18 protein-coding genes and 1 pseudogene are annotated in these 23,199 nt (G+C 72.5%); 10 read left to right on the forward strand and 9 right to left on the reverse strand.

All coding sequences use genetic code 11. The features are described 5' to 3' along the window. Window positions 1-216 (reverse strand): annotated as a pseudogene (locus AB0H81_RS01815) (sulfite exporter TauE/SafE family protein); the annotation flags it as partial. A gap of 187 nt (window positions 217-403) precedes the next feature. Here AB0H81_RS01815 and AB0H81_RS01820 point away from each other — a divergent pair. Further along, on the forward strand, window positions 404-811 hold the full coding sequence (locus AB0H81_RS01820) for a spore-associated protein A (protein ID WP_358367783.1): 408 nt from the start codon (window positions 404-406) through the stop codon (window positions 809-811). Between the two features lie 89 nt (window positions 812-900). Further along, a complete protein-coding gene (locus AB0H81_RS01825; RefSeq protein WP_358367786.1) occupies window positions 901-1,434 on the forward strand; it encodes a pyridoxamine 5'-phosphate oxidase family protein in 534 nt (177 codons plus the stop codon). 25 nt (window positions 1,435-1,459) lie between these two features. On the opposite strand, the gene AB0H81_RS01830 is transcribed toward AB0H81_RS01825, so the two are convergent. Further along, window positions 1,460-2,335 (reverse strand): alpha/beta hydrolase, encoded by an 876-nt coding sequence (locus AB0H81_RS01830; RefSeq protein WP_358367789.1) that lies wholly within the window; start codon window positions 2,333-2,335, stop codon window positions 1,460-1,462. A gap of 85 nt (window positions 2,336-2,420) precedes the next feature. Here AB0H81_RS01830 and AB0H81_RS01835 point away from each other — a divergent pair, with 85 nt between their 5' ends. Both AB0H81_RS01835 and AB0H81_RS01840 read left to right on the forward strand, forming a co-directional pair. Next, entirely contained in the window at window positions 2,421-3,041 is a 621-nt protein-coding gene (locus AB0H81_RS01835; RefSeq protein ID WP_358367792.1) for a CGNR zinc finger domain-containing protein, read from the forward strand. 451 nt (window positions 3,042-3,492) lie between these two features. Then, a complete protein-coding gene (locus tag AB0H81_RS01840; RefSeq protein WP_358367794.1) occupies window positions 3,493-5,709 on the forward strand; it encodes an ATP-binding domain-containing protein in 2,217 nt (738 codons plus the stop codon). 86 nt (window positions 5,710-5,795) lie between these two features. Here AB0H81_RS01840 and AB0H81_RS01845 read toward each other — a convergent pair whose 3' ends face one another. From AB0H81_RS01845 to AB0H81_RS01860, 4 genes are all read right to left on the reverse strand, one after another. Continuing rightward, entirely contained in the window at window positions 5,796-11,129 is a 5,334-nt protein-coding gene (locus tag AB0H81_RS01845; RefSeq protein ID WP_358367797.1) for a hypothetical protein, read from the reverse strand. A gap of 248 nt (window positions 11,130-11,377) precedes the next feature. Continuing rightward, complete coding sequence (locus tag AB0H81_RS01850) at window positions 11,378-11,695, reverse strand: hypothetical protein (RefSeq protein ID WP_358367800.1); 318 nt, start codon at window positions 11,693-11,695, stop codon at window positions 11,378-11,380. A gap of 27 nt (window positions 11,696-11,722) precedes the next feature. Beyond that, window positions 11,723-11,899 (reverse strand): hypothetical protein, encoded by a 177-nt coding sequence (locus AB0H81_RS01855; RefSeq protein ID WP_358367802.1) that lies wholly within the window; start codon window positions 11,897-11,899, stop codon window positions 11,723-11,725. A 104-nt stretch (window positions 11,900-12,003) separates the two neighbouring features. Beyond that, window positions 12,004-12,483 (reverse strand): MarR family transcriptional regulator, encoded by a 480-nt coding sequence (locus AB0H81_RS01860; protein WP_358367804.1) that lies wholly within the window; start codon window positions 12,481-12,483, stop codon window positions 12,004-12,006. Between the two features lie 101 nt (window positions 12,484-12,584). Between AB0H81_RS01860 and AB0H81_RS01865 the strand changes: the two genes are divergently transcribed. Both AB0H81_RS01865 and AB0H81_RS01870 read left to right on the forward strand, forming a co-directional pair. Further along, the gene (locus AB0H81_RS01865) at window positions 12,585-15,839 is read left to right on the forward strand and encodes an efflux RND transporter permease subunit (RefSeq protein ID WP_358367807.1); all 3,255 of its coding nucleotides are present in this window, start codon (window positions 12,585-12,587) and stop codon (window positions 15,837-15,839) included. 479 nt (window positions 15,840-16,318) lie between these two features. Further along, window positions 16,319-16,912: a TetR/AcrR family transcriptional regulator gene (locus AB0H81_RS01870; protein ID WP_358367808.1), complete on the forward strand. Its 594-nt coding sequence runs from the start codon at window positions 16,319-16,321 to the stop codon at window positions 16,910-16,912. A gap of 33 nt (window positions 16,913-16,945) precedes the next feature. On the opposite strand, the gene AB0H81_RS01875 is transcribed toward AB0H81_RS01870, so the two are convergent. Beyond that, window positions 16,946-18,139: an alpha/beta fold hydrolase gene (locus AB0H81_RS01875; protein WP_358367809.1), complete on the reverse strand. Its 1,194-nt coding sequence runs from the start codon at window positions 18,137-18,139 to the stop codon at window positions 16,946-16,948. A gap of 110 nt (window positions 18,140-18,249) precedes the next feature. Between AB0H81_RS01875 and AB0H81_RS01880 the strand changes: the two genes are divergently transcribed. Both AB0H81_RS01880 and AB0H81_RS01885 read left to right on the forward strand, forming a co-directional pair. Continuing rightward, window positions 18,250-18,846 carry a TetR/AcrR family transcriptional regulator gene (locus tag AB0H81_RS01880; protein WP_358367811.1) on the forward strand — a complete coding sequence of 199 codons (597 nt, stop codon included), beginning with the start codon at window positions 18,250-18,252 and terminating at the stop codon, window positions 18,844-18,846. A 98-nt stretch (window positions 18,847-18,944) separates the two neighbouring features. Beyond that, window positions 18,945-19,562: a TMEM175 family protein gene (locus AB0H81_RS01885; protein ID WP_358367812.1), complete on the forward strand. Its 618-nt coding sequence runs from the start codon at window positions 18,945-18,947 to the stop codon at window positions 19,560-19,562. Window positions 19,563-19,643: 81 nt separating this feature from the next. Here AB0H81_RS01885 and AB0H81_RS01890 read toward each other — a convergent pair whose 3' ends face one another. Both AB0H81_RS01890 and AB0H81_RS01895 read right to left on the reverse strand, forming a co-directional pair. After that, complete coding sequence (locus AB0H81_RS01890; RefSeq protein ID WP_358367815.1) at window positions 19,644-20,186, reverse strand: HD domain-containing protein; 543 nt, start codon at window positions 20,184-20,186, stop codon at window positions 19,644-19,646. A gap of 307 nt (window positions 20,187-20,493) precedes the next feature. Continuing rightward, window positions 20,494-21,651, reverse strand: a complete 1,158-nt coding sequence (locus AB0H81_RS01895; protein ID WP_358367819.1) for a pyridoxal phosphate-dependent aminotransferase — start codon at window positions 21,649-21,651, stop codon at window positions 20,494-20,496. 56 nt (window positions 21,652-21,707) lie between these two features. On the opposite strand from AB0H81_RS01895, the gene AB0H81_RS01900 reads away from it, so the two are divergent. Continuing rightward, window positions 21,708-22,253, forward strand: coding sequence for an XRE family transcriptional regulator (locus AB0H81_RS01900; protein ID WP_358367822.1), 546 nt, complete (start codon window positions 21,708-21,710; stop codon window positions 22,251-22,253). Window positions 22,254-22,583: 330 nt separating this feature from the next. Further along, a complete protein-coding gene (locus AB0H81_RS01905; RefSeq protein ID WP_358367825.1) occupies window positions 22,584-23,189 on the forward strand; it encodes a dihydrofolate reductase family protein in 606 nt (201 codons plus the stop codon). Window positions 23,190-23,199: the final 10 nt, after the last annotated feature.

Here is a 23,199-nt window from a genome sequence, read left to right on the forward strand (position 1 = left end):
CCCCTGCCCGGCCAGCTCGGGCCGCGACGCGAGGGCCGCGCCGGGCCAGCAGGCGACGGCGGCGACGATGTTGGCGACGTTCGCCGACAGCGCGGGAAGGCCCGCGGCGAGCAGGGCGGGGTAGGAGATGAGGGAGGTGATGCCGCCCGCGGTGCCGACCAGGCCGGCGAGCAGCCCGGCGGCGGCCAGCAGCAGGACGTCGCCGGCGCTGTTCACGCCCGCCCCCGCTGCCGGACCGGGCTCAAGCCGCGCCTCCGGACGTCGTCGCGCTCAAGGCGCCACCTCACAGGTCGCTCGTGCCATGTTCCCCATGTCATCAGAGATCTTTCGCTCTGTGCGTTTCGTATGCGTGTTCTGCCTACTCTTGGCGCGAAACGTGAAGATCATGAGGAGGAATACCCGAGTGGGCGGTATCAAGCGAAGTGCGGCTCTCGCGCTCGGCACGGCGGCGGCGCTGGCGGCATCGGTCACCCTGAGCACTCCGGCCATGGCGGCGTCCTCGCCCGTCGAGGCGTGCGGCGGCGGCAGCTACCACGTCATCGACAGCCACTCCTACGGCTCCAGCGCCACGACGTACCTGCTCTACAACGGCAGCACGAACTGCGTGGTGACCTGGAAGACGGGAGCGGCAGGCAACACCGCCTGGGTGCGCGCGGTCGTGCAGGTGTACGGCTCGCCGGGGAAGGTGGACGCGGACAACTACCGCTACTACGCCGGCCCGGTCAAGGTCTCGGCGCCGGGCAAGTGCATCATGTGGGGCGGCTCCTACGGCGACCAGTGGTACGAGAGCCCCTTCGAGCACTGCGGCTGACCTCGGCCTCGTCACCGGTACGACCCCGGGGGCGGTGAGGTCCTTCTCCGGCCGTGGTTCTGTCGGTGGCGTCGTCCATGATGGCGGTCATGGCTTCATGGCGAGAGTTCGAGGGGCAGGCGCCCGAGCTGGCCGAGGTGGCGCGGACGCTGATGGAGAAGTACCGGCACAAGGTGCTGGCGACGCTGCGCAAGGACGGCTCGCCGCGGGTCAGTGGCACCGAGACCGACCTGCGCGACGGAGACCTGTGGCTCGGGTCGATGTCCGGGGCGGTCAAGGCGCTCGACCTGCGGCGCGACCCGCGCATGGCGATCCACACCACCTCACCCGCGCCCGAGCCGCCCCCCTCCGGCTCCGGCGAGCAGGCGTCCGGGGCCTCGAAGGCCGCCGGAGAGGAGTCCACCGGGGCGGCGCCGGAGTGGGAGGGTGACGTGAAGCTCGCGGGCCGGGCCGTGGAGATCACCGACGAGGACGTGGTCAAGGCGTTCGAGCTGCCGGGCACCGGCTCCCACCTGTTCCGGGTCGAGCTGACGGAGGTGGCCTGGACCCGCGTCGAGGGCGACGAGGTGGTGATCGACGCCTGGCGCGAGGGGGTGGGCGTCCGCCGGTTCCGCCGCAAGTGATCTCCTTCGTCAAGGCGCCGGGCGCTCACGTCCACGAACGGTCGAGGAAGCCGGCGATCAGCGGGGCGATCTCCGGCAGCTTGTCCTCCAGGGCGAAGTGGCCCGTGTCGAGCAGGTGCAGCTCGGCGCCGGGCAGGTCGCGCAGGTAGGCGAGGGCGCCGGGCTCGGGGAAGAACATGTCGTCACGGCCCCAGACGATGAGCGCGGGCGGCGTGTGCTTGCGCAGCCAGGCCTGCCAGGCCGGGTAGCGCTCCACGTTGGAGTGGTAGTCGAAGGCGAGTGCCACCTGGGCCTCCTTGCGCCCGGGCTGGTCGAGGAAGTGCTGGTCGAGGGTCCAGCCGTCGGGTGCGAGGAGTTCGGGGTCGCGTGTGCCCGTCTCGTACTGGCCGCGCGTGCCCTCCAGGGTCAGCAGGCCGCGGATGGTCTCCTCGGCGCCCTCGGTCTCCGGCCGCAGCGCGACGAACTCACGGGCACCCTGTGACAGGCCCTCCTCGTAGGCGTTGCCGTTCTGCACGACCAGGCCGGCGATCCACTCGGGGTGGCGCTCGGCCAGCCGGAACCCGACGGGGGCGCCGAAGTCGAAGACGTACATGACGAAGCGCGACAATCCGAGCGCGCGCACGAACCCCTCGGTGACGTCGGCCAGCCGGTCGAAGCTGTAGACGAAATCCTCGGGGGCCCGCGTGTGGCCGAAGCCGGGATAGTCGGGCGCGATCAGCCGGTAGCGGCTGCCCAGCGTGTCCATCAGCCGGCGGAACTGGTGCGAGGCCGACGGGAACCCGTGCAGCAACAGCAGCACCGGCGCGTCGGCCCGCTCGGGCAGCGACTCGCGGTAGAAGACCTCCACGCCGTCGACGTCGACGCGGCGGTGGACGATGCGGGTGACGACCGGGAACGACATCTCACATGCCTCCTTAGCGGAATGATGCATTAGTTGTAGCGAGAAGGCGACTAATGTGTCAATCCGTGGATGTACCATTAGGGGCATGAGTGATCTGGTGCCGCTGACCGGTGAGCCGCTGGCCCTGGACCTGGTGAACACCCGTCCGCGCCTGCCGGACGGCCCGGCCGACCTGCTGGCGACCCCCGCGGACCTGGCGGGGTGGCTGGCCGCGCAGGCCGATCGGCTCGACGGCGCGGGGGTGCTGGAGGCGGGGGCGGACGCCTCCCGCGCGTGGGAGGCGCTGACCGTCGACGACCTGGCCGCCGTCCACGCCGTACGCGACCACGTGACGGCCGCGATCAGCCACGTCCGCAAGGGTGAGCGACCGCCGGGGGACGCGCTGGACGGGCTGAACCGGGCGCAGCGGGCCGCGCCCGCGATCCGGGAGCTGACCTGGGACGGCGAAGCCCGGGACGCGGCGGGGGCGGTCGCGGCGACGCCCCGGCGCTCCGGCCCGCTCGGCGTCCGCCTGGCGGCGTGGCTCGCCGAGGCCGCCGCCGGCCTGCTGTCCGACCCCGGGGTGGGGTGCGTGCGCGAGTGCGAGGCCGACGACTGCGTCATGCTGTTCCTTCCGGCGCACCCCCGGCGCAGGTGGTGCTCGGCGGCCCGCTGCGGCAACCGCGCCCGCGTCGCCCGCTACTACCAGCGGCACAAGGCCACCTGACCCGCCGGGTGAACCGCGGCGACGCGGGGCCGAGGGGCCGATCCGGCGCCGCGCCCGTGGGCGAAGAACCCGGGCTCGCCGGCGCCGGCCGTCAGGGCGGGACTGAGGCGCGGGGGCGATGCCTGAGCGGGAGGGGCGGAGTGCTCGCCGGCGCGCCTGCGCGGATCGCGAGGTGTTGCGCGCGGAGTGGGCGGGTGCGCCGGCCGATCGGGAGCGAGTAGGCGCGTGAGGTGACCGGCGCGGCGACGGCGGAGGCGAGGAGGGGCGGAGAGCCTAGTAAAGGCGGCCGACCTGGACGGTTGCGGCGCGCCTCGCGGGAGGGGTACGCTCGCATGCTCACTACCAAAATGAGCGGCGCTTTACAGCTCTCCCGTAAGGAGTATACCACGGCATGAGTCAGCGTCAAGATGCTCTTGCGGAAGCCCTTGACAAGGAACAGGCCACTGTTTCGATGCTCTACGGCCGCCTCGACGCGGCCAGGTCCCGGGCGGAGGAGGCGCTGCGGACGGCGCACCTCGGTGGCGGGTTCGGCGGCACCCGGCAGGCCCGGGTGGAGCGCGAGGTGGTGGCGGCCGAGCAGGCGCGGCGGCTGGCCCGGCTGCGGGCCGTGGAGCGCGGCCTGTGCTTCGGCCGGATCGACGACGTCTCCGGGCGGACGCTGTACGTCGGCCGCATCGGGCTTCGCGACGACGAGCACGAGTCGGTGCTGATCGACTGGCGGGCCCCGGCCGCCCGCCCCTTCTACGTCGCCACGGCCGGCGACCCCGACGGGCTGCTGCGCCGCCGCCACCTTCACCTGAGGGAGCGTACGGTCGTCGGCCTGGACGACGAGGTGTTCGACCTGGAGCGCATGAGCGACGGCGACCGGCGCACGCTGGTCGGCGAGGCGGCGCTGCTGGCCGCGCTGCGGCGGGGCCGCACCGGCCGGATGGGTGACGTCGTGGCCACCATCCAGACCGAGCAGGACCGCGTGATCCGCTCCTCGCTGCAGGGCGCCCTGGTCGTGCAGGGCGGCCCCGGCACCGGCAAGACGGTCGCCGCGCTGCACCGGGCCGCGTACCTGCTCTACACCCATCGCGACACGCTGGAGCGGCGCGGCGTGCTGGTGATCGGCCCGAACGCGATGTTCCTGCGCTACATCGGCCAGGTGCTGCCGTCGCTGGGCGAGACGCAGGTCGTCATGGCGACGCTGGGTGAGCTGTTCCCGGGGGTGCGGGCGACGGCGTCCGACGATCCGGCGGCGGCCGTGGTCAAGGGGGACGCGCGGATGGCGCGCGTCGTGGAGGACGCGGTGCGCGCCCGCCAGCGCGTTCCCCGCGGCGACCTGGAGGTGCCGCTCGACGGGCTGACGCTGCGGGTGCCGCACGCGACCTGCGTGCGACTGCGCGACCGGGCGCGCGCGGTGCGGCTGAGCCACAACATGGCGCGCAAGCTGTACGTCACCGAGCTGCTCAAGGAGCTGGCCCGGGCCGAGGCGCGGGCGCTGGAGGAGTCGCTGCGCCTGGCCGAGATGGAGCTGGAGGACCCGGAGCTGGACGAGCCGCTCGACCTGGAGGGCGAGCTGGACGAGGTGGACGTCGACCTGGCCGCCCGCCGGCTGTGGCAGGAGCCGCCGGTGCGCGCGGCGATCGACGCGCTGTGGCCCGAGCTGACGCCCCAGCGGCTGATCTCCGAGCTGCTGTCCGACCCCGACACGCTGTGGGAGGTGTGCCCCTCCGGGCTGGACTGGCCCGCGCTCGTCCGGCCGGCCGGCGCGCCGTGGACGGTGGGCGACGTCCCGCTGCTGGACGAGGCCGCCGAGCTGCTGGGCGAGGACGACTCGGCCGCCCGCGTCGCCTCCCGGCAGGCCGAGGCCGAGTGGTCGGAGCAGGAGCTGTACGCCCGCGAGGTGCTGGAGTCCACGGGCCTGATGGAGGAGGGGGTCTTCCAGCGGGCCGACGTGCTGGCCGGCCGGCACGCCGGCGACGGCGAGGACCTGACCACGGCCGAGCGGGCCGCGGCCGACCGCACCTGGGCCTACGGCCACGTGATCGTGGACGAGGCGCAGGAGCTGTCGGCGATGGCCTGGCGGACGGTGATGCGGCGCGTCCCGGCCAAGTCGCTGACGATCGTGGGCGACGTCGCGCAGACCGGCTCGGCGGCCGGCGCCGGCTCCTGGGCGCAGGCGCTGGACCCGCACCTGGCGGGCCGCTGGCGGGAGGAGCGGCTGCTGGTCAACTACCGGACGCCGGTGGAGATCATGCGGGTGGCGGCCGACGTGCTGGCCTCGGTGGCGCCGGGGGAGGAGCCGCCCCGGTCGGTGCGCGAGGGCGGGGCCGCGCCGCGGGCGGTGCGGTGCGCGACGGCGGAGCTGCCCGCGCTGGTGGCCGGCGAGCTGGCCGCGGTGGGGGACGGCCGGGTCGGCGTGATCGTCTCGGACGCCCTGCACCCGGAGGTGGCGGCGCTGTTCCCGGGGCAGGACCTGGAGGAGGCGGTGGTGGCGCTGACCGTGACGCAGTCCAAGGGGCTGGAGTTCGACGCGGTCGTGGTGGTGGACCCGGAGGGGATCCTCGCCCAGTCGCCGAAGGGCGGCCAGGACCTGTACGTGGCGGTGACCCGGGCGACGCGCCGGCTGACGGTCGTCCATGACGGCGACCTGCCGGCGGTGCTGTCCCGCCTGCACCGATGAGATCTACTTTGTAAAGGCGCCGGGCCCTTTCGAATGGGCCCGGCGCTGCTCCCGCGTCCCCCACCGGCCGAGCCGGCACCTGGGCCTCACGGCGTCTGGAGCCATGCCTTGACCCGGTCCATCACACCGCCCGCGACGGGGTCGTCCGGAAGGTAGATGCGTAACTGGCCGCGTCCGCCCAGGGCTCCGAACTCCTTGGTGACCGCCGTCATGTGCCCCTCCGTCGAGACCTGGATGTTGGAGTCGGCGGCGATCACCACGTGCCCGGTGTGCCGGGCGATGTCCAGCGGGTAGCGGCCGGTGCCGATGTTGCAGTTGGCGAGCAGGATGACGTCGTGCCGCTCAAGCCCCGGACTGTTCAGCAGCAGCGCCGCGGTCTGCTTGGCGTCCAGGGTGTCCCGGCCGATCACGTTGCCGGCCGCCGTGCCGTGCCCGTCGACATAGAAGGCGCCGTCGATGGGCTTGATGTTGCGGGCCGACACGGTCAGGGCCCGGTCGCCCGGGTGCAGGAGGTCGCGCAGCCACACGCCGGCGTTCGTCCGCTCGACGTGCTCGTTGAGGTGCCGGCGTAGCTCGGGGGTGAGCGGGGGTCTCATCCGCGGCACCGTGGTCGCGACCGAGTCGGCGGCGCGGCCGTCGGGGACCTGCACAACCAGCAGGTGCCGCTCGTGCCACGATTCCTGTACGGCCAGCACCTTCAGCCGCACGCCTGCCCGGAAGAGGGCGTGGGCGGGCTTGCCCGACAGGCCGGAGACGTCGACGTACTCGCTGGCCCTGATGGTCAGCCGCACGGTTTCCGGCTGTTCGCCCAGGCGGGTGGGGGTGTCGACGCCTTCCAGCAGCCCGTGGAAGACGATCTCGCTGCCGGCCCGGACGTGGTGCGGCAGCCAGTCGGCGGGCACGCGCGCGGAGACATGACCCGAGGTGGTGGTCAGGCGGGCGAGCTCGGCGTCCGCCCGGTCGAGCATCGCCTCGGCTGCGGGGCCGAGCCCGGGGGCGTCGCCGTGCCCGACGGCCAGCTCATTGGCCTGGCGCAGGTTGCCGCCCTCCAGGAGGTCCGGCAGCGCGGGCACGTGGTCGCCCGGCGGCCGCCACGGCGTGTCGCGGAAGTCGGGCGCCAGCGGGGAGGGGTCGTGCAGCGGGCCCAGGTCGAGCGCGGCGTGCGGGCCGGCCCGGTCGATGATCTTGAGGTGCGCCTGGTAGCGCTCGCCGAGGCCGTACTGTTCGAACTCCGGCCGCAGCGCCTCGTACCTGGCGCGCAGCGCGGCACTGTCGGCCTCGCTGAGCACCGGCCCGCCGCGTAGGAGCTCGTCGAGGCGGGGGTTCTGGGTGATCAGCCGCTGGGGCAGGTCGGTGTGGGCAAGCCGGGCGTGCATGGCTCGTTTGTCCAGCTCAGGCCGGAGCTCGGCGGGCACGGAGCGCTCGTTGTCGGTCATGTGCCAGGGGTCGATGCGGTGCTCGTAGACGACGGTGGGGGCGGCCCGGTAGGTGCCCGGGACGCCGTCCCTGATGCTGTGCTCCTCGTGGGTGCGCGCCTCGAACGCATCGGCCTCGCCGATGTCGTCGAACTCGTGGCGGATGGCGCGGGTACCGTCGTTGAACGTCACCACCTCGCTCTTGTTCGAGGTCAGCGGCATCAGCTCGGCGTCGCGGATGCCGTCGGCCAGGGCGGCGCGCAGCTCGTCGCTGCCGTGCGTCTGATAGACGGTGCCGTCGGCCGTCCGGTGGACCGTGGGGCCGTCGAGGCCGAGGGCGCGCCGGGCAAGGGCGGCCTCCAGCGCCTTGTCGGCGGCCCTGCCGGTCAGCTCCAGCGCCTGGGAGCCGTCGCCAAAGGTGACGACGCGGCCGAGGTCGGAGTCGCGGGTGACCACGATGTCGTCGACGTTGTCGGCCAGCCGCTGCGCGGGGGCCATGAGAGGCCGGCCGGCGCCGGGCGGGGCGGTGTCCCTCAGCTGGGCGGCGACGTCGGCGACCTCCCGGCCCCTCTCGTCGAGCCATTGCAGCGTGATCTCCGGCAGCGACTCGGAGGGGTCCGTGTCCAGGATGGACTCGGTGCTGACGGCGTGCTCGGCGATCTGCCGCAGGGTCTCGGTCATCCGCGCGTGGACCTCGTCCAGGCCCGCGTCGTCGAAGTCCCTCCACATCGTCTCCAGCATCTTCCGGAGCCTTATGACGTCGGACGGCGCGAGCGGGTTGGGCGCCCACACTTCCTGGCCCGAGCCCAGGTCGCGGATGAAGTACGCGCTCATCCGCCTCGTCGTGGCGGGCTCCGGCATGAGGGGCGGCTCCCCGGTCAGCGCGGCCAGCAGCACCGGCTCGTCCCGGACCAGGGCGCCGAGCAGGCCGATGAGCACGCCGTCGCGGGTGGCCACCGTGTCCTGGACGTTCCACGCCTCGCCCTGCCACCCCGAGCCGTCGTACACGGAGTCGACGAGCAGTCCGGCCGTGCCGACGGGGTGCGTCGAGGGCATCTTCAGCCCGAGCTCCTGGCCGAGCTGGGCGACCAGCATCGTGGCTTCCCTGGCCTGCCACGAGGGCAGGTCGACGCGCATGGCCTGCGAGCCGTCCGTGAGGGTGACCCGGGCGCTGTCGAGGGTGACGGGCTCCCAGGAGCCGACCGTCCCCTTGGCGGCCACCTGGCTGAACGCGTGCAGCGGACGCCACGAGTCGCCCGGGGCCCGCGCCTGGCCCCAGTTGAGCATGCCGTCGATGGAGCCGGGCCGGGGCCCGCGCATGGTGGGGGACGGCGATTGCGGGCCGGGATCCGGTACGCCGATGAGCTCTCTGACGCGGTCCCACACCGATCCGGGTACGGGGTCGTCCGGCAGGAAGATGCGGTAGCGCCCCCGATGGGAGAGCGTGCTGACCAGGTCGGCGTCGGGTACGCGGGATGGGACGCGATCGTTGGCCTCGGTGATGGCCAGGAGCGAGTCGGGGGCGATCACGACGTGGCCGGTCCGTCTGGCGATGTCCTGGGCCAGCGGGACGGGGCCGCTGCCCACCTCGCAGTTGCCCAGGAAGATCACGTCGTCGGGACGCAGCCGGGGCTCGTTGAGGAGCAGCGCGGCCGCCTTCTCGCCGTCGAGGCGGGCATCGCCGATGTGCAGGGCCTCGGCGTTGCCGTGGGCGTCGACGTAGAAGGCGCCGTCGATCGGCGACATGTGGGGCGCGCTGTCGGCGAACTCCATGTCCCGTGGATGGGCGGGATCGCGGTACCAGACGCCCGCTGGCGTGTCCTGCCGGTGGTGGGTGGCGTGCTGGAGCAACTCCCCGGTCAACCCGGGCCGTACGCCAGAGGCCGCCGCGCCGCGCTCGGGCAGGCGGAACGGGCCGTGCTCGACCAGGTAGTAGTGCTTGCCGCCGTAGGAGGTGGTCTCGACGGCCAGCACCGTGAACCGGGTGCCGGGGCCGAACAGCACATGGTGGGGGCGTCCGGAGATGTCGCCGACGTAGCCGTGGCCGCGCCCGAGTATCGTCAGCTGGGCGCTGTGCGGTATGTCCGGCAGGTGGCCGGCCTCGGTGACACCGTCCAGCAGCCCGTGGAAGCTCACGGTGGCGCCGGGGCGCATGCCCGCGGGGAGCCGGTCGACGGGGACGCGGGTGAGGACGCTCTCCTGCCGGTGCGTCCCGGTGGCCAGGTGCTGCCCGGCGAGCTGGGCGTACGCCTCGGCGCGCGCCGAGGCGGCGGGGTCGGCCCCCCGGTCGGCCAGGGTCTCGTTGAGTCGGCGCAGCCCGTCGCCGTCGAGGACGTCGGCCAGCGCCCGCCTGGGGGCGGCCGGGTCGGGGTGGTGCCGCATCCAGCGCGGGCCCGGATCCTGCCGTACGGCCGGCGCGGCGGGGTCGGCGGAGCCGAGCAGCGGCACGTGCCCGGTCGCGTGCTGGGCCAGCAGGTCGAAGCGGTGCATGAGGCCGTCGTGCCAGCCCCCCACCCCGAGCCGCTCGAACGAGGGCCGCAGCGCGGCCAGCGCGTCCCTGCGCGCGGCGAAGTCGGCGGGAGCCAGCCGGTTGTCGCCCATGGTGAAGTGGCCGGGCGTCCCGTCGGGCCGCGGGTGCGCCGACAGCAGATGGGCGGTGGTGTCGGACGCCCACGCCTCGGCCAGCCGGTCGGGCACCGCGTACAGGTGCCGGCCGGCGCCGTCGGGGACCGCGGTGTGCGGGGCGAAGGTCTCGGCCTGTGTCAGCACGTAGTACAGGGCCTGCCGCGCCCGCTGGGCGTCGCTCTGGTGGAGGACCATCGACTGCAGATCCGCGAAGTCGGTCCGCAGCAGGCCGGTCTCGTACACGACGGTCTCGCCAGCGCGATGGACCGAGCCGACGTTGGCCGCCCGGTACGGCGGCAGCGCGCTCGCCTCGTGCAGATCCGCGTCGGCGGCGAAGGTGTACTCGGTGCGGAACGCCTTGGTCCCGTCGGAGAACGTGACCACCTCGTGCCTGTCCTCGCCGAAGGTGTAGACGTCGGTGCGCCTGATGCCGCCGGCCACGCTCCGGCTCAGCTCGGCGCTGCCGTGTTCCTGGTAGACGGCGTCGCCTGACCGGTACGTGGCGGGCACGTCCATGCCGAGCGCCCGCGCAACCAGGGCCGCGGCCTCCACCCTGGTGGCGGACTGTCCGGTGTGGCGCACCGCGGTCACCCCGTCGGCGAAGGTGACGACGTCGGCGTGCAGGCCGTCGACGTCCAGGGGCCGCGAGTGGCGCACGCCGCCGGCGACGCTCTCGTGCAGGCTGCCGTGCAGGTCGTACCGGGCGAGTGTCGTGCGCAGATCGTGCGCCCCCCAAGCCGCGGGAACGTGATCCGGCGCGACCGGGTCGTGTGGCGTGCCGCCGCCGCCCGGCCCGTCGTCGCCGCCCGGCCTGCCGAAGTGCGGGTTCCAGCTCGCCCAGTGGGCGTCCGCGGCGCCGACGGCTCCCGAGGTGACGCCCTTCAGCAGCCGCGTCAGGTCGAACGGCTCGTCGTCGAAGGCCTGCAGGGTCGCGTCGGTCAGGCCGCCCGCGACGCCGGAGGCCAGCATGAAGTCCAGCAGGCGGCGCGGCGGGGTCAGCCACGTCGTGCCCGTGAGGAACACGCCGTTGAGGGCGCCGCTGCCCATCGACGTCAGCACCTGGTTCCAGTCGATCTTGTCGCGCCGGCTCTGGGTGGCCTGCACGTACAGGTCCATCCCGCCCATCAGTCCGCCGAACAGCGCGATGTTGAACAGCAGCCGCTTGGCGAGCTGCCGCACGACCTCCCTGGAGAATCGGGCGCGCAGCGTCGCTGCCCTCAGGCCGGGGCCGGCCGTGGCGGGGTTGGCGAGGACCGGCAGCAGGGTGGTGAGCTGGAAGATCAGCAGTCCGATCGAGAGCTTGATCATCCGCTTGGTGTACTGGACCTGCACGCCGAGGTCGTTCAGCGCGATCGCCATCGCGGCCAGGCGGGTCAGCACCTCCGCCTGGCGCTCGCCGACTCTGCTCGCGGCGTTGATGACGAAGGTCCTGAACGCCTCGCCGTCCCAGGCGTCCGCGTCAGGGGGCGGAGGCCCGTGCCGCCGGCGACCCGATAGGCGGCGGTGACCAGCGCGTCGGCCAGCGCGAACAGCTTGGACTCCTCGGCCTGGGGCCAGTCCATGCCGACCACCCAGCCGACCCACGGTCGCAGCCATCCGGGTATCCCCCCGTCGAGCCACACCTGTCGTCAGGCCTCCGGGCGGTCGGTCGCCTGGTAGGTCGCGGCGGAGACGTGCAGCGACTTGCCGGTCCCGTCGAGGTCGTCGATGTAGGTCTCGAAGGCGGCGATCACGCCGTCGCGCATGGACGGGTACGTCTTCTCCATCTCGGCGCCGTACTGGTCGTGGCCCATCGGCCGTCCGGCTTCCGCGAACGCCTCACGCACGTCGTGGAGCACGCCGCGGATGCGCTCGGCCTCCTGCGCCGAGGCTCGCCCGGATCGCGCGATGGCATGGGGCGAAGCGGTGTAGCCGTCGCCCCTCATCCCTTCGACCTCACCAATCACACCGGCATCGTACAGCTCTTACCGCATTCAACCCTGTTTGCGCGCGGCCCGCCTGAGCTCGTCGAGGATCTCGAACTCCTCGGCCGTCAGGTCGCCCGCCACGCTCAGGGTTCCCTCGGAGGTGTGGATGATGATCGGTTCAGGCTTCTCGTCCTGCTCCGGGAGGACCTCGAAGAGCGGAGGCCGCCGGTCGTCAGCGCTCATGACCTGAACCTACCGCCCCTCCGAGCCCGCGTCCCGCGGCGGACGGGGTTCACGTCGGTCTCAGGTGGTTGGCTGCACCGCTCGTCATGGTCACGGGCCCGGCGCTACTCCCGCGTCCCCACCGCGCCGTACTCCTCGGCGAGCAGGTCCTCGGCGACGGCGCGGATGCGGTGGACGACCATGTCGAGGGCACGCAGCGTGTCGGTGTCGAGGTGTTCGAGGACGCGCCGGTAGTGGTGGATGCCCTCGTCCTGGATGCGCTCGATGAGCGCGGCGCCCTCGGCGGTCAGCTCGACCCGGCGCACGCGCCGGTCGTGCGGGTCCTCGTGCCGGCTGACCAGGCCCTGGGCGACGAGGCGGTCGACGATGCCGGTGACCGTGCCGAGGCCGACGCCGAGGTCGTGGGCGAGCTCCTGGCCCGAGGCCGAGCCGTGGACCGCCAGCAGCATGACGACCTTCAGCTGGCGCATCGTCAGGTTGGAGGTGAACAGGGGCGACTGGTGCCGGGCGAAGGCCCGCCCCAGGTCGCGCTGGGTCTCCGTGATCCGGCGGATCAGGTCGTCGCGTTCGTCGTCCACTCTCACCTCTTCGCTTCCTGAGAAGCTTATCAGGAAGCTCGCCTTGCCCTAAATATTCGCATGGGGCGAAGTGTTAGTCTCGGGGCGAACTCTTGGAGGGACCCCTCATGACCGCATTCGCCCGGTTGAGCCTCGCCAACCGCAGCCTTGTCATCCTGGTCGCGGTCGTGCTCAGCGCATTCGGCGCGTTCACGATCCCGCAGTTGAAACAGCAGTTGCTGCCGTCGCTGGCCTTCCCCGGCGCCTTCGTGACGGCCTCCTACCCGGGGGCCTCGCCGGAGATCGTGGAGGACCAGGTCACCGAGCCGCTGGAGGAGGCCTTCCAGGGGCTCGACGGCATGGAGAAGCTGACCTCGACGTCGAAGGAGGGCCTGGCGCAGATCCAGGTCTCCTTCGCGTACGGCACGGACGTCGACGCGTCGGTGAGCGAGATGCAGCAGGCCGTCAGCCGGGTGCAGTCCCAGCTCCCGTCGGGGGTGGAGCCGCAGGTCGGCGCGGGCAACACCGACGACATCCCGGTGATGGTGCTGGCGGTGGGCGACGGCGGCGACCCGCGGGCGATGGCCGACAAGTTGCGCCAGCTCATGCTGCCGCAGCTGCAGGCGGTCGAGGGGGTACGGGAGGCGACGGTCTCGGGCACCCGCGACGAGGTCGTGACCATCACTCCGGACCTGGGCAAGATGGCCAAGGCCGGGGTGTCGCCGACGCAGATCCCCGAGGCGCTGAAGGCGAACGGCACACCGGTCCCGGCCGGGACGCTGACCTCCGACGGCAAGTCGCTGACGGTCCAGGTCGGGGCGCGGGTCGACACCGTGGCGAAGCTGAAGGCGCTGTACCTGACGCCCGCCCAGCCCCAGACCTCCGCCCCGTCGGCGCCCACCTCCCAGGCCCAGGCGGGCCGCCCCCAGGCCGGGCAGCCCCAAGCGGGGCAGCCTCAGGCCGGTCGGCCGCAGACGGTTCAGGCCCAGCCGGCCGCGCCGAAGCTGAAGCCGGTCAAGCTGGGTGACGTCGCCACCGTGGAGCGGGGCCTGGCCGACGCCCGCTCGGTCACCCGCACCAACGGCAAGACCAGCCTCGGCGTGTCGGTCACCATGACGCCCGACGGCAACGCGGTGAGCATCTCCCACGACGTGCGCGAGAAGCTGCCCGAGCTGACCAAGGCGCTCGGCGACTCCACCGACACGGCGGTCGAGGTCATCTTCGACCAGGCCCCGTACGTGGAGGAGTCGATCGAGAACCTCACCACCGAGGGCCTGCTCGGCCTGGCGTTCGCGGTGCTCGTCATCCTGGTGTTCCTGCTGTCGATCCGCTCCACGCTGGTGACCGCGGTCTCGATCCCGCTGTCGGTCGTCATCGCCCTGATCGCGCTGTGGGCCGGCGACTACTCGCTCAACATGCTCACGCTCGGCGCGCTGACCATCGCGGTCGGCCGGGTGGTCGACGACTCGATCGTCGTGCTGGAGAACATCAAGCGCCACCTCGGCTACGGCGAGCCCAAGCTGCGGGCGATCCTGTCGGCGGTGCGGGAGGTGTCGGGCGCGGTGACGGCCTCGACGCTGACGACGGTGGCGGTGTTCGCGCCGATCGCGGTGGTCGGCGGCATGGTGGGCGAGCTGTTCGGGCCGTTCGCCATCACGGTCGCGGTGGCGCTGCTCGCCTCGCTGCTGGTGTCGCTGACGGTGATCCCGGTGCTGGCGTACTGGTTCCTCAAGGCGCCCGACCTCACCCCGGAGCAGGCCCGCGCCCAGCGCGAGGAGGCCGAGGCCAAGGAACTGCGCAGCCCGCTGCAGCGCGCCTACCTGCCGGTGCTGCGCTTCGCGACCCGCTTCAAGCTGGTGACGGTGCTCATCGGGGTGGCCGTCTTCATCGGGACCATGGGCCTGGCCGGCCGGCTGGAGACCAACTTCCTGGACTCCTCCGGCCAGAACACGATCTCGGTCTCCCAGCGGATGCCCGCCGGCACCGACCTGGCCACCACCGACGCGGCGGCCAAGAAGGTCGAGGGCGTGCTGTCCGGCCTGGAGGGCGTCGAGTCGTACCAGGTGACGGTCGGCGGCGGCAACGCGCTGCAGGGCGGCTTCGGCGGCGGCGCCGGAGCGGACCGGGCCTCGTACTCCCTGACGCTCGCCGAGGACGCCGACACACCGAAGGTGGAGCAGGCGCTGCGTGACCGGCTGGCCGGCATGAAGGACGTCGGCGAGGTCCGCGTCGGCGGTCAGGGCGGCGGCGGATTCTCCTCCGACACGGTCGACGTGGTCGTGCAGGCGCCCGGCGCCGCCGCCCTGAACGCGGCGGCCGACCAGGTCAAGGCGGCCATGGGCGAGGTCACGGGCCTGCGGGACGTCACCTCCGGCCTGGAGGCCAGCGCGCCCCGCGTGGACGTGCGGGTCGACCGGGAGAAGGCGGCGGCCAAGGGCCTGACGGAGGCGCAGATCGGCCAGAGCGTGGCGCAGGCCTTCCGCGGCGCGCCCCTGGGCCAGCTCACCCTCGACGGGCGGGCCAGCGACCTCGTGCTGCGCGTCGGCGACGCCCCCGACGACGTCAAGGCGATCGAGGACCTCAAGCTGGCGACGGCGTCCGGGATGGTCAAGCTGTCGTCGGTGGCCGAGGTGGAGCAGGTGGCGGGCCCCACGCAGATCACCCGCATCGACGGCGACCGCTCGGCCACCGTGTCCGCCAAGACCACGAGCAGCGACCTGGGCAGCGTCACGCAGGCGCTGACGACCCGCCTGGGCAAGCTGAACCTGTCCGGCGGCGCCACCTACAAGATCGGCGGCGCCTCGGCCGACCAGCAGGAGGCGTTCTCCGACCTGGGCATGGCGATGCTGGCGGCCATCGCGATCGTCTTCATGATCATGGTGGCGACGTTCCGCAGCTTCGCCCAGCCGCTCATCCTGCTGGTGTCCATCCCGTTCGCCGCGACCGGCGCCGTCGGCCTGCTCGTGGCGACCGGCACGGCGCTGGGCGTGCCGGCGCTGATCGGCATGCTCATGCTCATCGGCATCGTGGTGACGAACGCGATCGTGCTCATCGACCTCATCAACCAGTACCGCGAGCAGGGACTGGGCGTCGTCGAGGCGGTGATCGAGGGCGGCCGGCGCCGGCTGCGTCCCATCCTCATGACCGCGGTGGCCACGATCTGCGCGCTGACGCCGATGGCGCTGGGCGTGACGGGCTCGGGCGGGTTCATCTCGCAGCCGCTGGCGATCGTGGTCATCGGCGGCCTGATCACCAGCACGCTGCTGACGCTGGTGCTCGTGCCCACGCTGTACGTGGTGCTGGAGCGGACCAAGGAGCGGATGCGGCGCCGCCCGGCCGAGCCGAAGCCGGAGGAGCCGAAGGTGCTGGCCTCCACGCCCTGACACCGTCTCCGGCCGGACATGGGCCGTCCGGCGGGACTCGCGAGTCGCGCCGGAGGACGAGCTTGGTGGTGCGCGCGGTGTAGGCGGTGGGGGCGTCGTCCCAGTGGTGACTTGTTCGGCGGGGAAGGCCCAGGCGCGCAGGAACTCCAGGAGTTCGGGGAGGACGGCGCGGGGGTGGGAGACGCCGGCGTGCAGGGTCGCGCCGGTGGCGTACATGCGCATGACGGGGAGCCGGGTGCCGCGGCCGAGGTAGTAGCCGACGGCGGTGCACACGCCGCCCGGTGCGAGTGCGGCGATGGCGCCGCGCAGCCCGGCCGCGCCGGGCGCTCCCGCCAGGTGAGGCGGCCGCTGCGCACGAACGCCAGCTCCCGTACCGTGGGCGGGATCGTCGGGATCGGGCACCTCCAGGAAGACCTGGTTATAACGTCCGTTATAACCACAGTGCACCGTAACCTATAACGGACGTCATAACCATGGGGGTGCTCACGTTGCCGCAGCCCGAGCAGCGCACCAGGGAACGGATCATCGTCGGCGCCGCCGACCTCATGAGGCGGCGCGGCCTGGCCGGCAGCACGGTCCGGGATCTGGCCGCCCACTCGGGGGCGCCGCTCGGGTCTACCTATCACTATTTCCCGCGCGGCAAGCAGCAGCTGGCCGCCGAGGCGGTGCGCTTCGCCGGAGACCGCGTCTCCCGGGTGCTGGAGCGTGAGCTCCAGGCCGGCCCCGCGGCCGGGGTGCGGGCGTTCCTCGGCCTGTGGCGGCAGACGGTCCTCGACAGCGACTTCGCGGCGGGATGCCCGGTGCTGGCGGTCGCGGTCGAGGAACCGCCGGGCGACGGCGCCCCTGAGGCGATCACCGCCGCGGCCGAGGTGTTCACCGCCTGGGAGGACCTGCTGTCCGCGTCGCTGCGCGAGCACGGGGCGAGCCCGCGGCAGGCCGCGGGGCTGGCCACGCTGATCGTCGCCTCGGTGGAGGGGGCCGTCGCGATGTGCCGCGCCAAGCGGGACATCCAGCCGCTCGACGACGTCGCCGCCCAGCTGGACATCCTCCTCGGCGCGGCCGTCACGCCGTGACCGGGCCCGCCGGGCGGGATGGCGGGGGAGGAGTCACAGGTTCGCGTCGAGCCAGTCGAACATGTGCTGGTGCAGCGTGGCGCGCCCGCCGTAGCTGCAGTGCTCTCCGGCCCCCTCGGACTCGGGGAGGGAGACGACGGTGTTCGGGCCGGTGAGGGCGCGGTGCAGCCGCATGGGCTCGCCCTTGAAGACGAAGTCGTTCTCCGGGTCGAAGATCAGTGCCGGGGTGGTGATCCGGTCCGCGATCCCGTCCAGGGTGTAGGCGCGGGAACGGCGCACGTAGTCGGGGATCGAGCCGGCTCCGAAGGTCCAGACCCCGTTGCGCAGCGCCCAGCGCAGCGCGGTGCTGCGGGGCATCACCAGCGACAGCACCTGCTCCACCTGCTCGTCACGGCCCTCCAGCGCCCACTGGAGCAGGAACGGCGGCACCATCCGCGTGGAGGCGTCGAAGTAGCTGAACATGCCGTCGTCCAGGACCAGCGCGGCGGCCCGGTGCTCGTGGGCGGCGGCGCGGGCGACGAGGAAGCCGCCGAGGCTGTAGCCGTGCAGGGCGATCCGGCCGGGGTCGATCTCCGGGCGGGTCAGGGCGTGGTCGAGGACGGGGGTGAGCACCGCCTCCCAGTCGGGACGGAAGAACAGCCGCTGCTCGCGCAGCGCGGCGCCCTGGCCGGGTCCGTCGTAGGCCAGGCAGTTGTAGCCGCGGCGCAGGGCCGCGGCGGCGACGGCGAAGTACGCCTCCTCCAGGGTGGAGTCGAAGCCGCTGGTGAACACCACCGTGGGGCGCGGGGCGCCCGAGTCGTCGGCCAGGAACAGGTAGCCGGGCAGGGCGGTGTCCTGGTAGGGGATGCTGACGGCCTCGACCGGGGTGTCCAGCAGCGAGGCGGCGGTCGCGAACGTCCGGCGGGCGAGGGCGGCCAGTTCCTTGGCCCGGGGGTCGCCGAACGGGTCGTCGCGCAGGTAGAACTCCGCGGTCCGGTAGTAGTTGGACGCGCGCAGCAGGGCCTCGCGGGCGCTGACGCGGTGCCCGGCGGCCAGGGACCGCTCGCCCAGCTCGTGGACGCGGGCGGCGGTCGCCCGCCATTCGCGGTACCAGGCGTCCTCGTCGCCGTCGGGGATGGCCCGCGCGGTCACGATCACTTCGCCCAGGTCGGCCCCGCCGTACCCGGCGAAGCAGGCGCTGCGCAGGGTCTCGAAGGAGAAGGACTCGTCCTCGAACAGGAATTTCATGGCGTGCTCCCCACTGTCGAGACGGAACGGGACCGTCTCGCTCGCGAGGCCGACTGTAGGGCAGGCCGAAGGCGAGACGCAACCGTTCCGTCTCGTGTACGATCGCCGGCATGAGCACGTCGACCGACCCCGGCCCGCGCGGCGGGCCCGTCCTGCAGGACAGCGTCACCCAGGCGATCACCAGTGCCTTCTTCGAGGAGCTCGCCGCCGTGGGATACGGGCGGCTGTCCATGGAGGCCGTGGCCCGGCGGGCCGGTACGGGCAAGGCCGCCATCTACCGGCGCTGGCCGTCCAAGGAGGCCATGACCGTCGACCTGGTCGTCCAGGTCTCGGTCCGGGCCGCCGACACCCCCGACACGGGCACGCTGCGCGGCGACGTCCTCGCCTTCCTGACCGCGACCGACGCGGCGCTGCGCCACCCCCTGGTGTCACGCATCCTGCCCGACCTGCTGTCGGCCGGTGCGTACCACCCGAACATCGCCGCGGCGCTGCGCGAGGAGATCGGCACCTCCCGCCGCCGGAAGGTCGCCGACATCCTGGGCCGGGCCGTCGGGCGCGGGGAACTGCCGGCGGACGCCGACCTCGAGCTCGGCCTCGACTTCATGGCGGGCCCCCTCTACTGGAGCACCACCATCCGCCGCGCCCCCGCCGATCCCGGCCGCCTCGAACGCCTCGCCGACAAGATCATCGCGGCCCTGGCCGCCTAGCGGCGTCGCCGCCCCGCCCGGCGTCCGGCCCCGGATCGCCGCCCCATCCCCCTGCCCTGAGACGGGTTCCCCCTGAGACGAGTCCCCATGGAGGCGTCGTGAGCGAGAAGTCCCACGGCCTGGAGCGCATGCTGTTCTTCTCCGACGCGGTCATCGCGATCATGCTGACGCTGCTGGCCCTCGAACTGCCCCTTCCGGACGCGCACGACCCTGCGCACCTCGGGGAGGCGCTGGCCGCGCACGGCGCCCAGTACCTGGCGTTCCTGGTCTCGTTCTGCGTGATCGCGACCGCGTGGATCGCGCACCACCTGTTCTTCACCCACGTCAGCCGCGGCGATCCGGCCCTCGTCACCCTCAACGTCCTGGTCCTGCTGGGGTACGTGCTGATCCCGTGGGCGAGCAAGACCCTCGGTGAGGTCCCGAACGGCGCCGGCGTCGTCGTCTACGCGACGGCCATGGCCTTCCTGGGCGGCACCATGTCGCTGATGGTCCGCCACGTCGTCCGCTCGGGCCTGCTGGACCCCCAGGCGCCGCCCGCCGTGATCACGGGCATCCGGGCGTGGTCCACGGCGACCATGGTGATGTTCGCGCTGTCGGTGCCGGGCGCCCTGGTCGCCGGGCGGTGGGTCATCCTCGTCTGGCCGGTGGGGTACCTCGGGCTGCGGCTGGTCGCCGAGTGCCGGCTGCGCAGGCACCGCGTCGCGGCGGCCGCCTGAACGGGCCTCGCGCGACCGCCCCCTTCCTCGAGGATTCCTCCTCGATCTCCCCGCCGGGGTCAGAACCTGGCGGGAAAGCCCTCATGCACTGTTGAGCGGGTTGCGGGCGATGCGGTCGGCGACTCCGCCGGCCACGGACTGCGCGGCGGTGCTGCCCGGCTTGCGCACCGCTTGCTCGTCGAAGCAGGCCATGAACTCCCTGGCCAGGTCCAGACGCGGGTAGCGCTCCAGCACCTCGCGGCGCAGCTCGGCCGGGATCTGATCGATGTGGCGGCCGGAGATGTCCATGGCGGTGGACAGCTCCAGCAGATGGCCCTCCGGGTCCTCCTCCGCCGGGACCTCGGGCCACATGTGCCGGACGATGACCTCCGACGCCCGTACCCGGCGCTCCGGGGACCAGCCCGCGCCGGCGCCGAAGACCCAGGCCACGTGACCGCCCGCCTCCTCGAAGGGCACCGTGTGGCTGTCGAACTCCGCCACCAGGCCGATGTCGTGCAGCAGGGCCGACACGTACAGCAGTTCGGCGTCGAACGCGATGCCGTTGCCCTGCGCGTGGGCCGCCGCCCAGAGGTAGGCGCGAATGGAGTGGTTGAGCAGGGAGGGCGTGTGGTACGCCGTCGCCACCTCGAAAGCGCCACGGCAGGCCTGGGTGCCAGGGATCAGAAGATCGTCGAAACTTACAAGTGTCATCATGTCCTCATTTGTCGGATATCGAGATGGGGTGACCACGAGAACCGCACAACTGGCTGACCCGCGCACTGCTCGACCTTCTCGGAACCGACGCGCTGATGAATATCGGTGAGGCGCGCCAGGCCGGCGCCTGGAGCGTGGCGGTGATTCCCGTCAGAACCGGGGACCCGGCGGGCAGGAGGTGGGAGCAGCCGGCATGGTGTCGCCGATCACGACAAGCCCTGGCGTTCGCGGCCTGTCGTCAGATGGCCCGGCGGAAGCGGTCGCCGAGGCTGGTGAGGCGTTCGACGGGTTCGTTGGCGAAGACCATCCGCAGGTAGTGCCTCCCGCTGGGACCCCAGCCGTCCATGGGGGTGGCTGCGATCTTCGCCCGGTCGAACAGGCGCCGCGACAGTTCGGAGGCGGTCAGTTCCAGGGGTCTGGTGTCGATGAGGAGTGACCAGCCGCCGTGCGGCCGGATGACCGGGTAGGCGGCGAGCTGGTCCAGAATCGTCTCGCAGCGCCGCTGCCATTCGGCGGTGGCGGCGGCGACGTCGGCCTCGGCGTCGGGCGCGTCCAGCGCGGCGGCCACGGCTTGCTGGGCCAGGCCGACCTGGCAGACGACGTTGGTCAGACCGACGAGGTGGATGTCGGCCATGATGGGGGCAGGGCCGACGACCCAGCCGACGCGCCAGCCGATGAGCCGCAGCTCTTTGGAGGCCGAACCGACGGTGATGGTGCGCCGGGCCAGTCTCTCGTGGGCGGCCGGGTGGCTGGGAGGGCGGCCGTCGAAGCGGATGCGTTCCATGGCCGCGTCGTAGATCAACCAGGCGTCGTGGCGTTCGCAGGCGTCGGCGAGGGCGGACCAGTGGCGCTCGTCCAGGACGAGGCCGGTCGGCATCGCCGGTCCCATCATCAAGACCGCTGCCGTGCCGGGTCCGACGGCTCTGGCGAGTCGTCCGGGGTCTATGGTCCAGCCGTCCGCGCTGGGCTGCGCGGGGACGAAGCGGGGGATGCCGCCCGCGAGCCGGACCCGGTTGACCAGGCCGGCGTAGATGGGGTCGCACAGCACCACCTCCTGCCCGGGCTCCACGGTTGCGAGCAGCGTGTTGAGAATGCCGTTGAGCCCGCCGGCCACGCTGACGCATTGGGTGTCGGCGTCGTAGGCGTGCCCGGAGACGCGGCCGACGTGCGCCGCGGCGGCCACGCGAAGCGAGCGGTGCCCTTGGAACGGCAGATAGCTGTTGGCGGAGTCGGCGTCGATGGCGGCATGCGTGGCGGCGAGGGCGACGGCGGGCGGACGCAAGTCGGTGTCGAGATTCTCCAGCCGCAGGAACTCCGGATCGCCCGCGGCGTCGGCCGCGTCACCAACGGCATCCACACCGATGCCCGGGATGTCGCGTAGCCGCGTCACCGTCATGTCTCCTCCAGAATGGACCATTTTGCTGGTACGGCTCTACCACTATGCTGATACACATGGATCTTACGCAAGTGGTGGGGCAGAACGTGCACCGGCTCCGGGCGGCGGCCGGGATATCGCTGGCCGACCTGGCGTCCGCCAGCGGCATCAGCAAGACCACGTTGCACGGCATCGAGCAGGGCCAGGGCAACCCGACCTTGAGCACCCTGTGGGCCCTGGCCGGCGCACTGAAGGCGTCCCTCGGCGAGCTGCTGGAAACGCCCGCCTCTGCGGTCGAGGTGGTACGCGTCGGTGACAGCCGGCCGCAGGTCGAGGGCGACGCGGTGAGCGCGCGCCTTCTCCACCGCATCAGGCTGCGCGGCACCGTGGAGGTCTACGACATCGCCATCGGCCAGAGCACCCAGCACTCCGACGCCCACCTGCCCGGCGTCGAGGAATGCCTCGTGCTCACCTGCGGACGCGTCACCACCGGACCCGCCGACTCCCTCACCGACCTGGCCGAAGGCGACTCCATCCGGTTCGACGCCGCCCGCCCGCACCAGTACCGGGGCCACGCCGCCCACAACCGCGCCGTCCTCCTCATGGTGCACCCCGACAGCTGAGGAGAGCATCGACAGGATGATGCGACCCTCCGCCTGGGGTGTGGTGCGGCTTGATGAGCACGGCCGTTCGGCAGGGTTGATGACCGCTGCCGTTTCGGCGTCCGCACGCCGGGATCGAAGCCGGGGAGAACCCGGGATGACGTGGATCGAGCGGACCGCCGTTCGACGCCCGCCGGCGCGACATTGTCGTGCTGTCGGATCGCTGACGACCGGCGTCCCGGAGAATTCTTCGAAGAAGTCCGGGAGGAGGTGTCGGATCGGGGCGGCGGTGTTCGTAGCAGGGGTGAGGCCGCCCGCGAGGGGCGGCGCCGAGGCGAAGGAACCGCGATCATGAAGCTGACGACCGTGACTCAGGTCACCATCGATGGAGTGATGCAGGGAAACGGCGGCGCGTCGGAAGAGGACCGCAGGAACGGATTCGAGCGCGGCGGATGGGCCCGGGGGAAGGGTGACGACGAGACCAGGACGTTCATCGCGCAGACCTACCAGCGCGCCGAGGCGTTCCTGTTCGGCCGGCGCACCTACGAGTTGTTCGCCGGCTCCTGGGGATCGATCGACCAGGCACATCCCATCGGCGTGGCCTTGAACAAGGCCCCCAAGTACGTTGCCTCGACCACGCTCACCGCGCCGCGTTGGGAGGGCACGACCGTTCTCCGCGGTGACCTCGCGGCGGCCATCGGTGGGCTGAAGGCCAAGCCCGGGGGTGAGCTGCAGGTGCACGGCAGTGGCGCCCTGACCCGGTGGCTGCTGGAGAACGATCTGGTGGACGAGATGATCCTGATCGTGATCCCGGTGATCCTCGGCCAGGGCGCGAGACTGTTCCCGGAGACCGGTCCGGATCTTGCGCTCGACCTGGTCGAATCGCGGGTCGACTCGAAGGGCGTGACGATCCAGGTCTACCGGCCGGCCGGGCGCCCGCGGTATGCGACGGCCTGAAGTCCCTGAG

The sequence above is a fragment of the Nonomuraea sp. NPDC050691 genome, from assembly GCF_040654455.1.
Taxonomy (GTDB): domain Bacteria; phylum Actinomycetota; class Actinomycetes; order Streptosporangiales; family Streptosporangiaceae; genus Nonomuraea.

Excerpts from the sequence above, each read along its gene's own strand:
- AB0H81_RS01835 (WP_358367792.1), top strand. The coding sequence starts at position 2,421 with ATGAGTGATCTGGTGCCGCTGACCGGTGAGCCGCTGGCCCTGGACCTG.
- AB0H81_RS01855 (WP_358367802.1), bottom strand. The coding sequence starts at position 11,899 with ATGAGCGCTGACGACCGGCGGCCTCCGCTCTTCGAGGTCCTCCCGGAG.
- AB0H81_RS01830 (WP_358367789.1), bottom strand. The coding sequence starts at position 2,335 with ATGTCGTTCCCGGTCGTCACCCGCATCGTCCACCGCCGCGTCGACGTC.
- AB0H81_RS01905 (WP_358367825.1), top strand. The coding sequence starts at position 22,584 with ATGAAGCTGACGACCGTGACTCAGGTCACCATCGATGGAGTGATGCAG.
- AB0H81_RS01840 (WP_358367794.1), top strand. The coding sequence starts at position 3,493 with ATGCTCTACGGCCGCCTCGACGCGGCCAGGTCCCGGGCGGAGGAGGCG.
- AB0H81_RS01900 (WP_358367822.1), top strand. The coding sequence starts at position 21,708 with ATGGATCTTACGCAAGTGGTGGGGCAGAACGTGCACCGGCTCCGGGCG.
- AB0H81_RS01895 (WP_358367819.1), bottom strand. The coding sequence starts at position 21,651 with ATGACGGTGACGCGGCTACGCGACATCCCGGGCATCGGTGTGGATGCC.
- AB0H81_RS01825 (WP_358367786.1), top strand. The coding sequence starts at position 901 with ATGGCTTCATGGCGAGAGTTCGAGGGGCAGGCGCCCGAGCTGGCCGAG.
- AB0H81_RS01880 (WP_358367811.1), top strand. The coding sequence starts at position 18,250 with ATGAGCACGTCGACCGACCCCGGCCCGCGCGGCGGGCCCGTCCTGCAG.
- AB0H81_RS01865 (WP_358367807.1), top strand. The coding sequence starts at position 12,585 with ATGACCGCATTCGCCCGGTTGAGCCTCGCCAACCGCAGCCTTGTCATC.
- AB0H81_RS01875 (WP_358367809.1), bottom strand. The coding sequence starts at position 18,139 with ATGAAATTCCTGTTCGAGGACGAGTCCTTCTCCTTCGAGACCCTGCGC.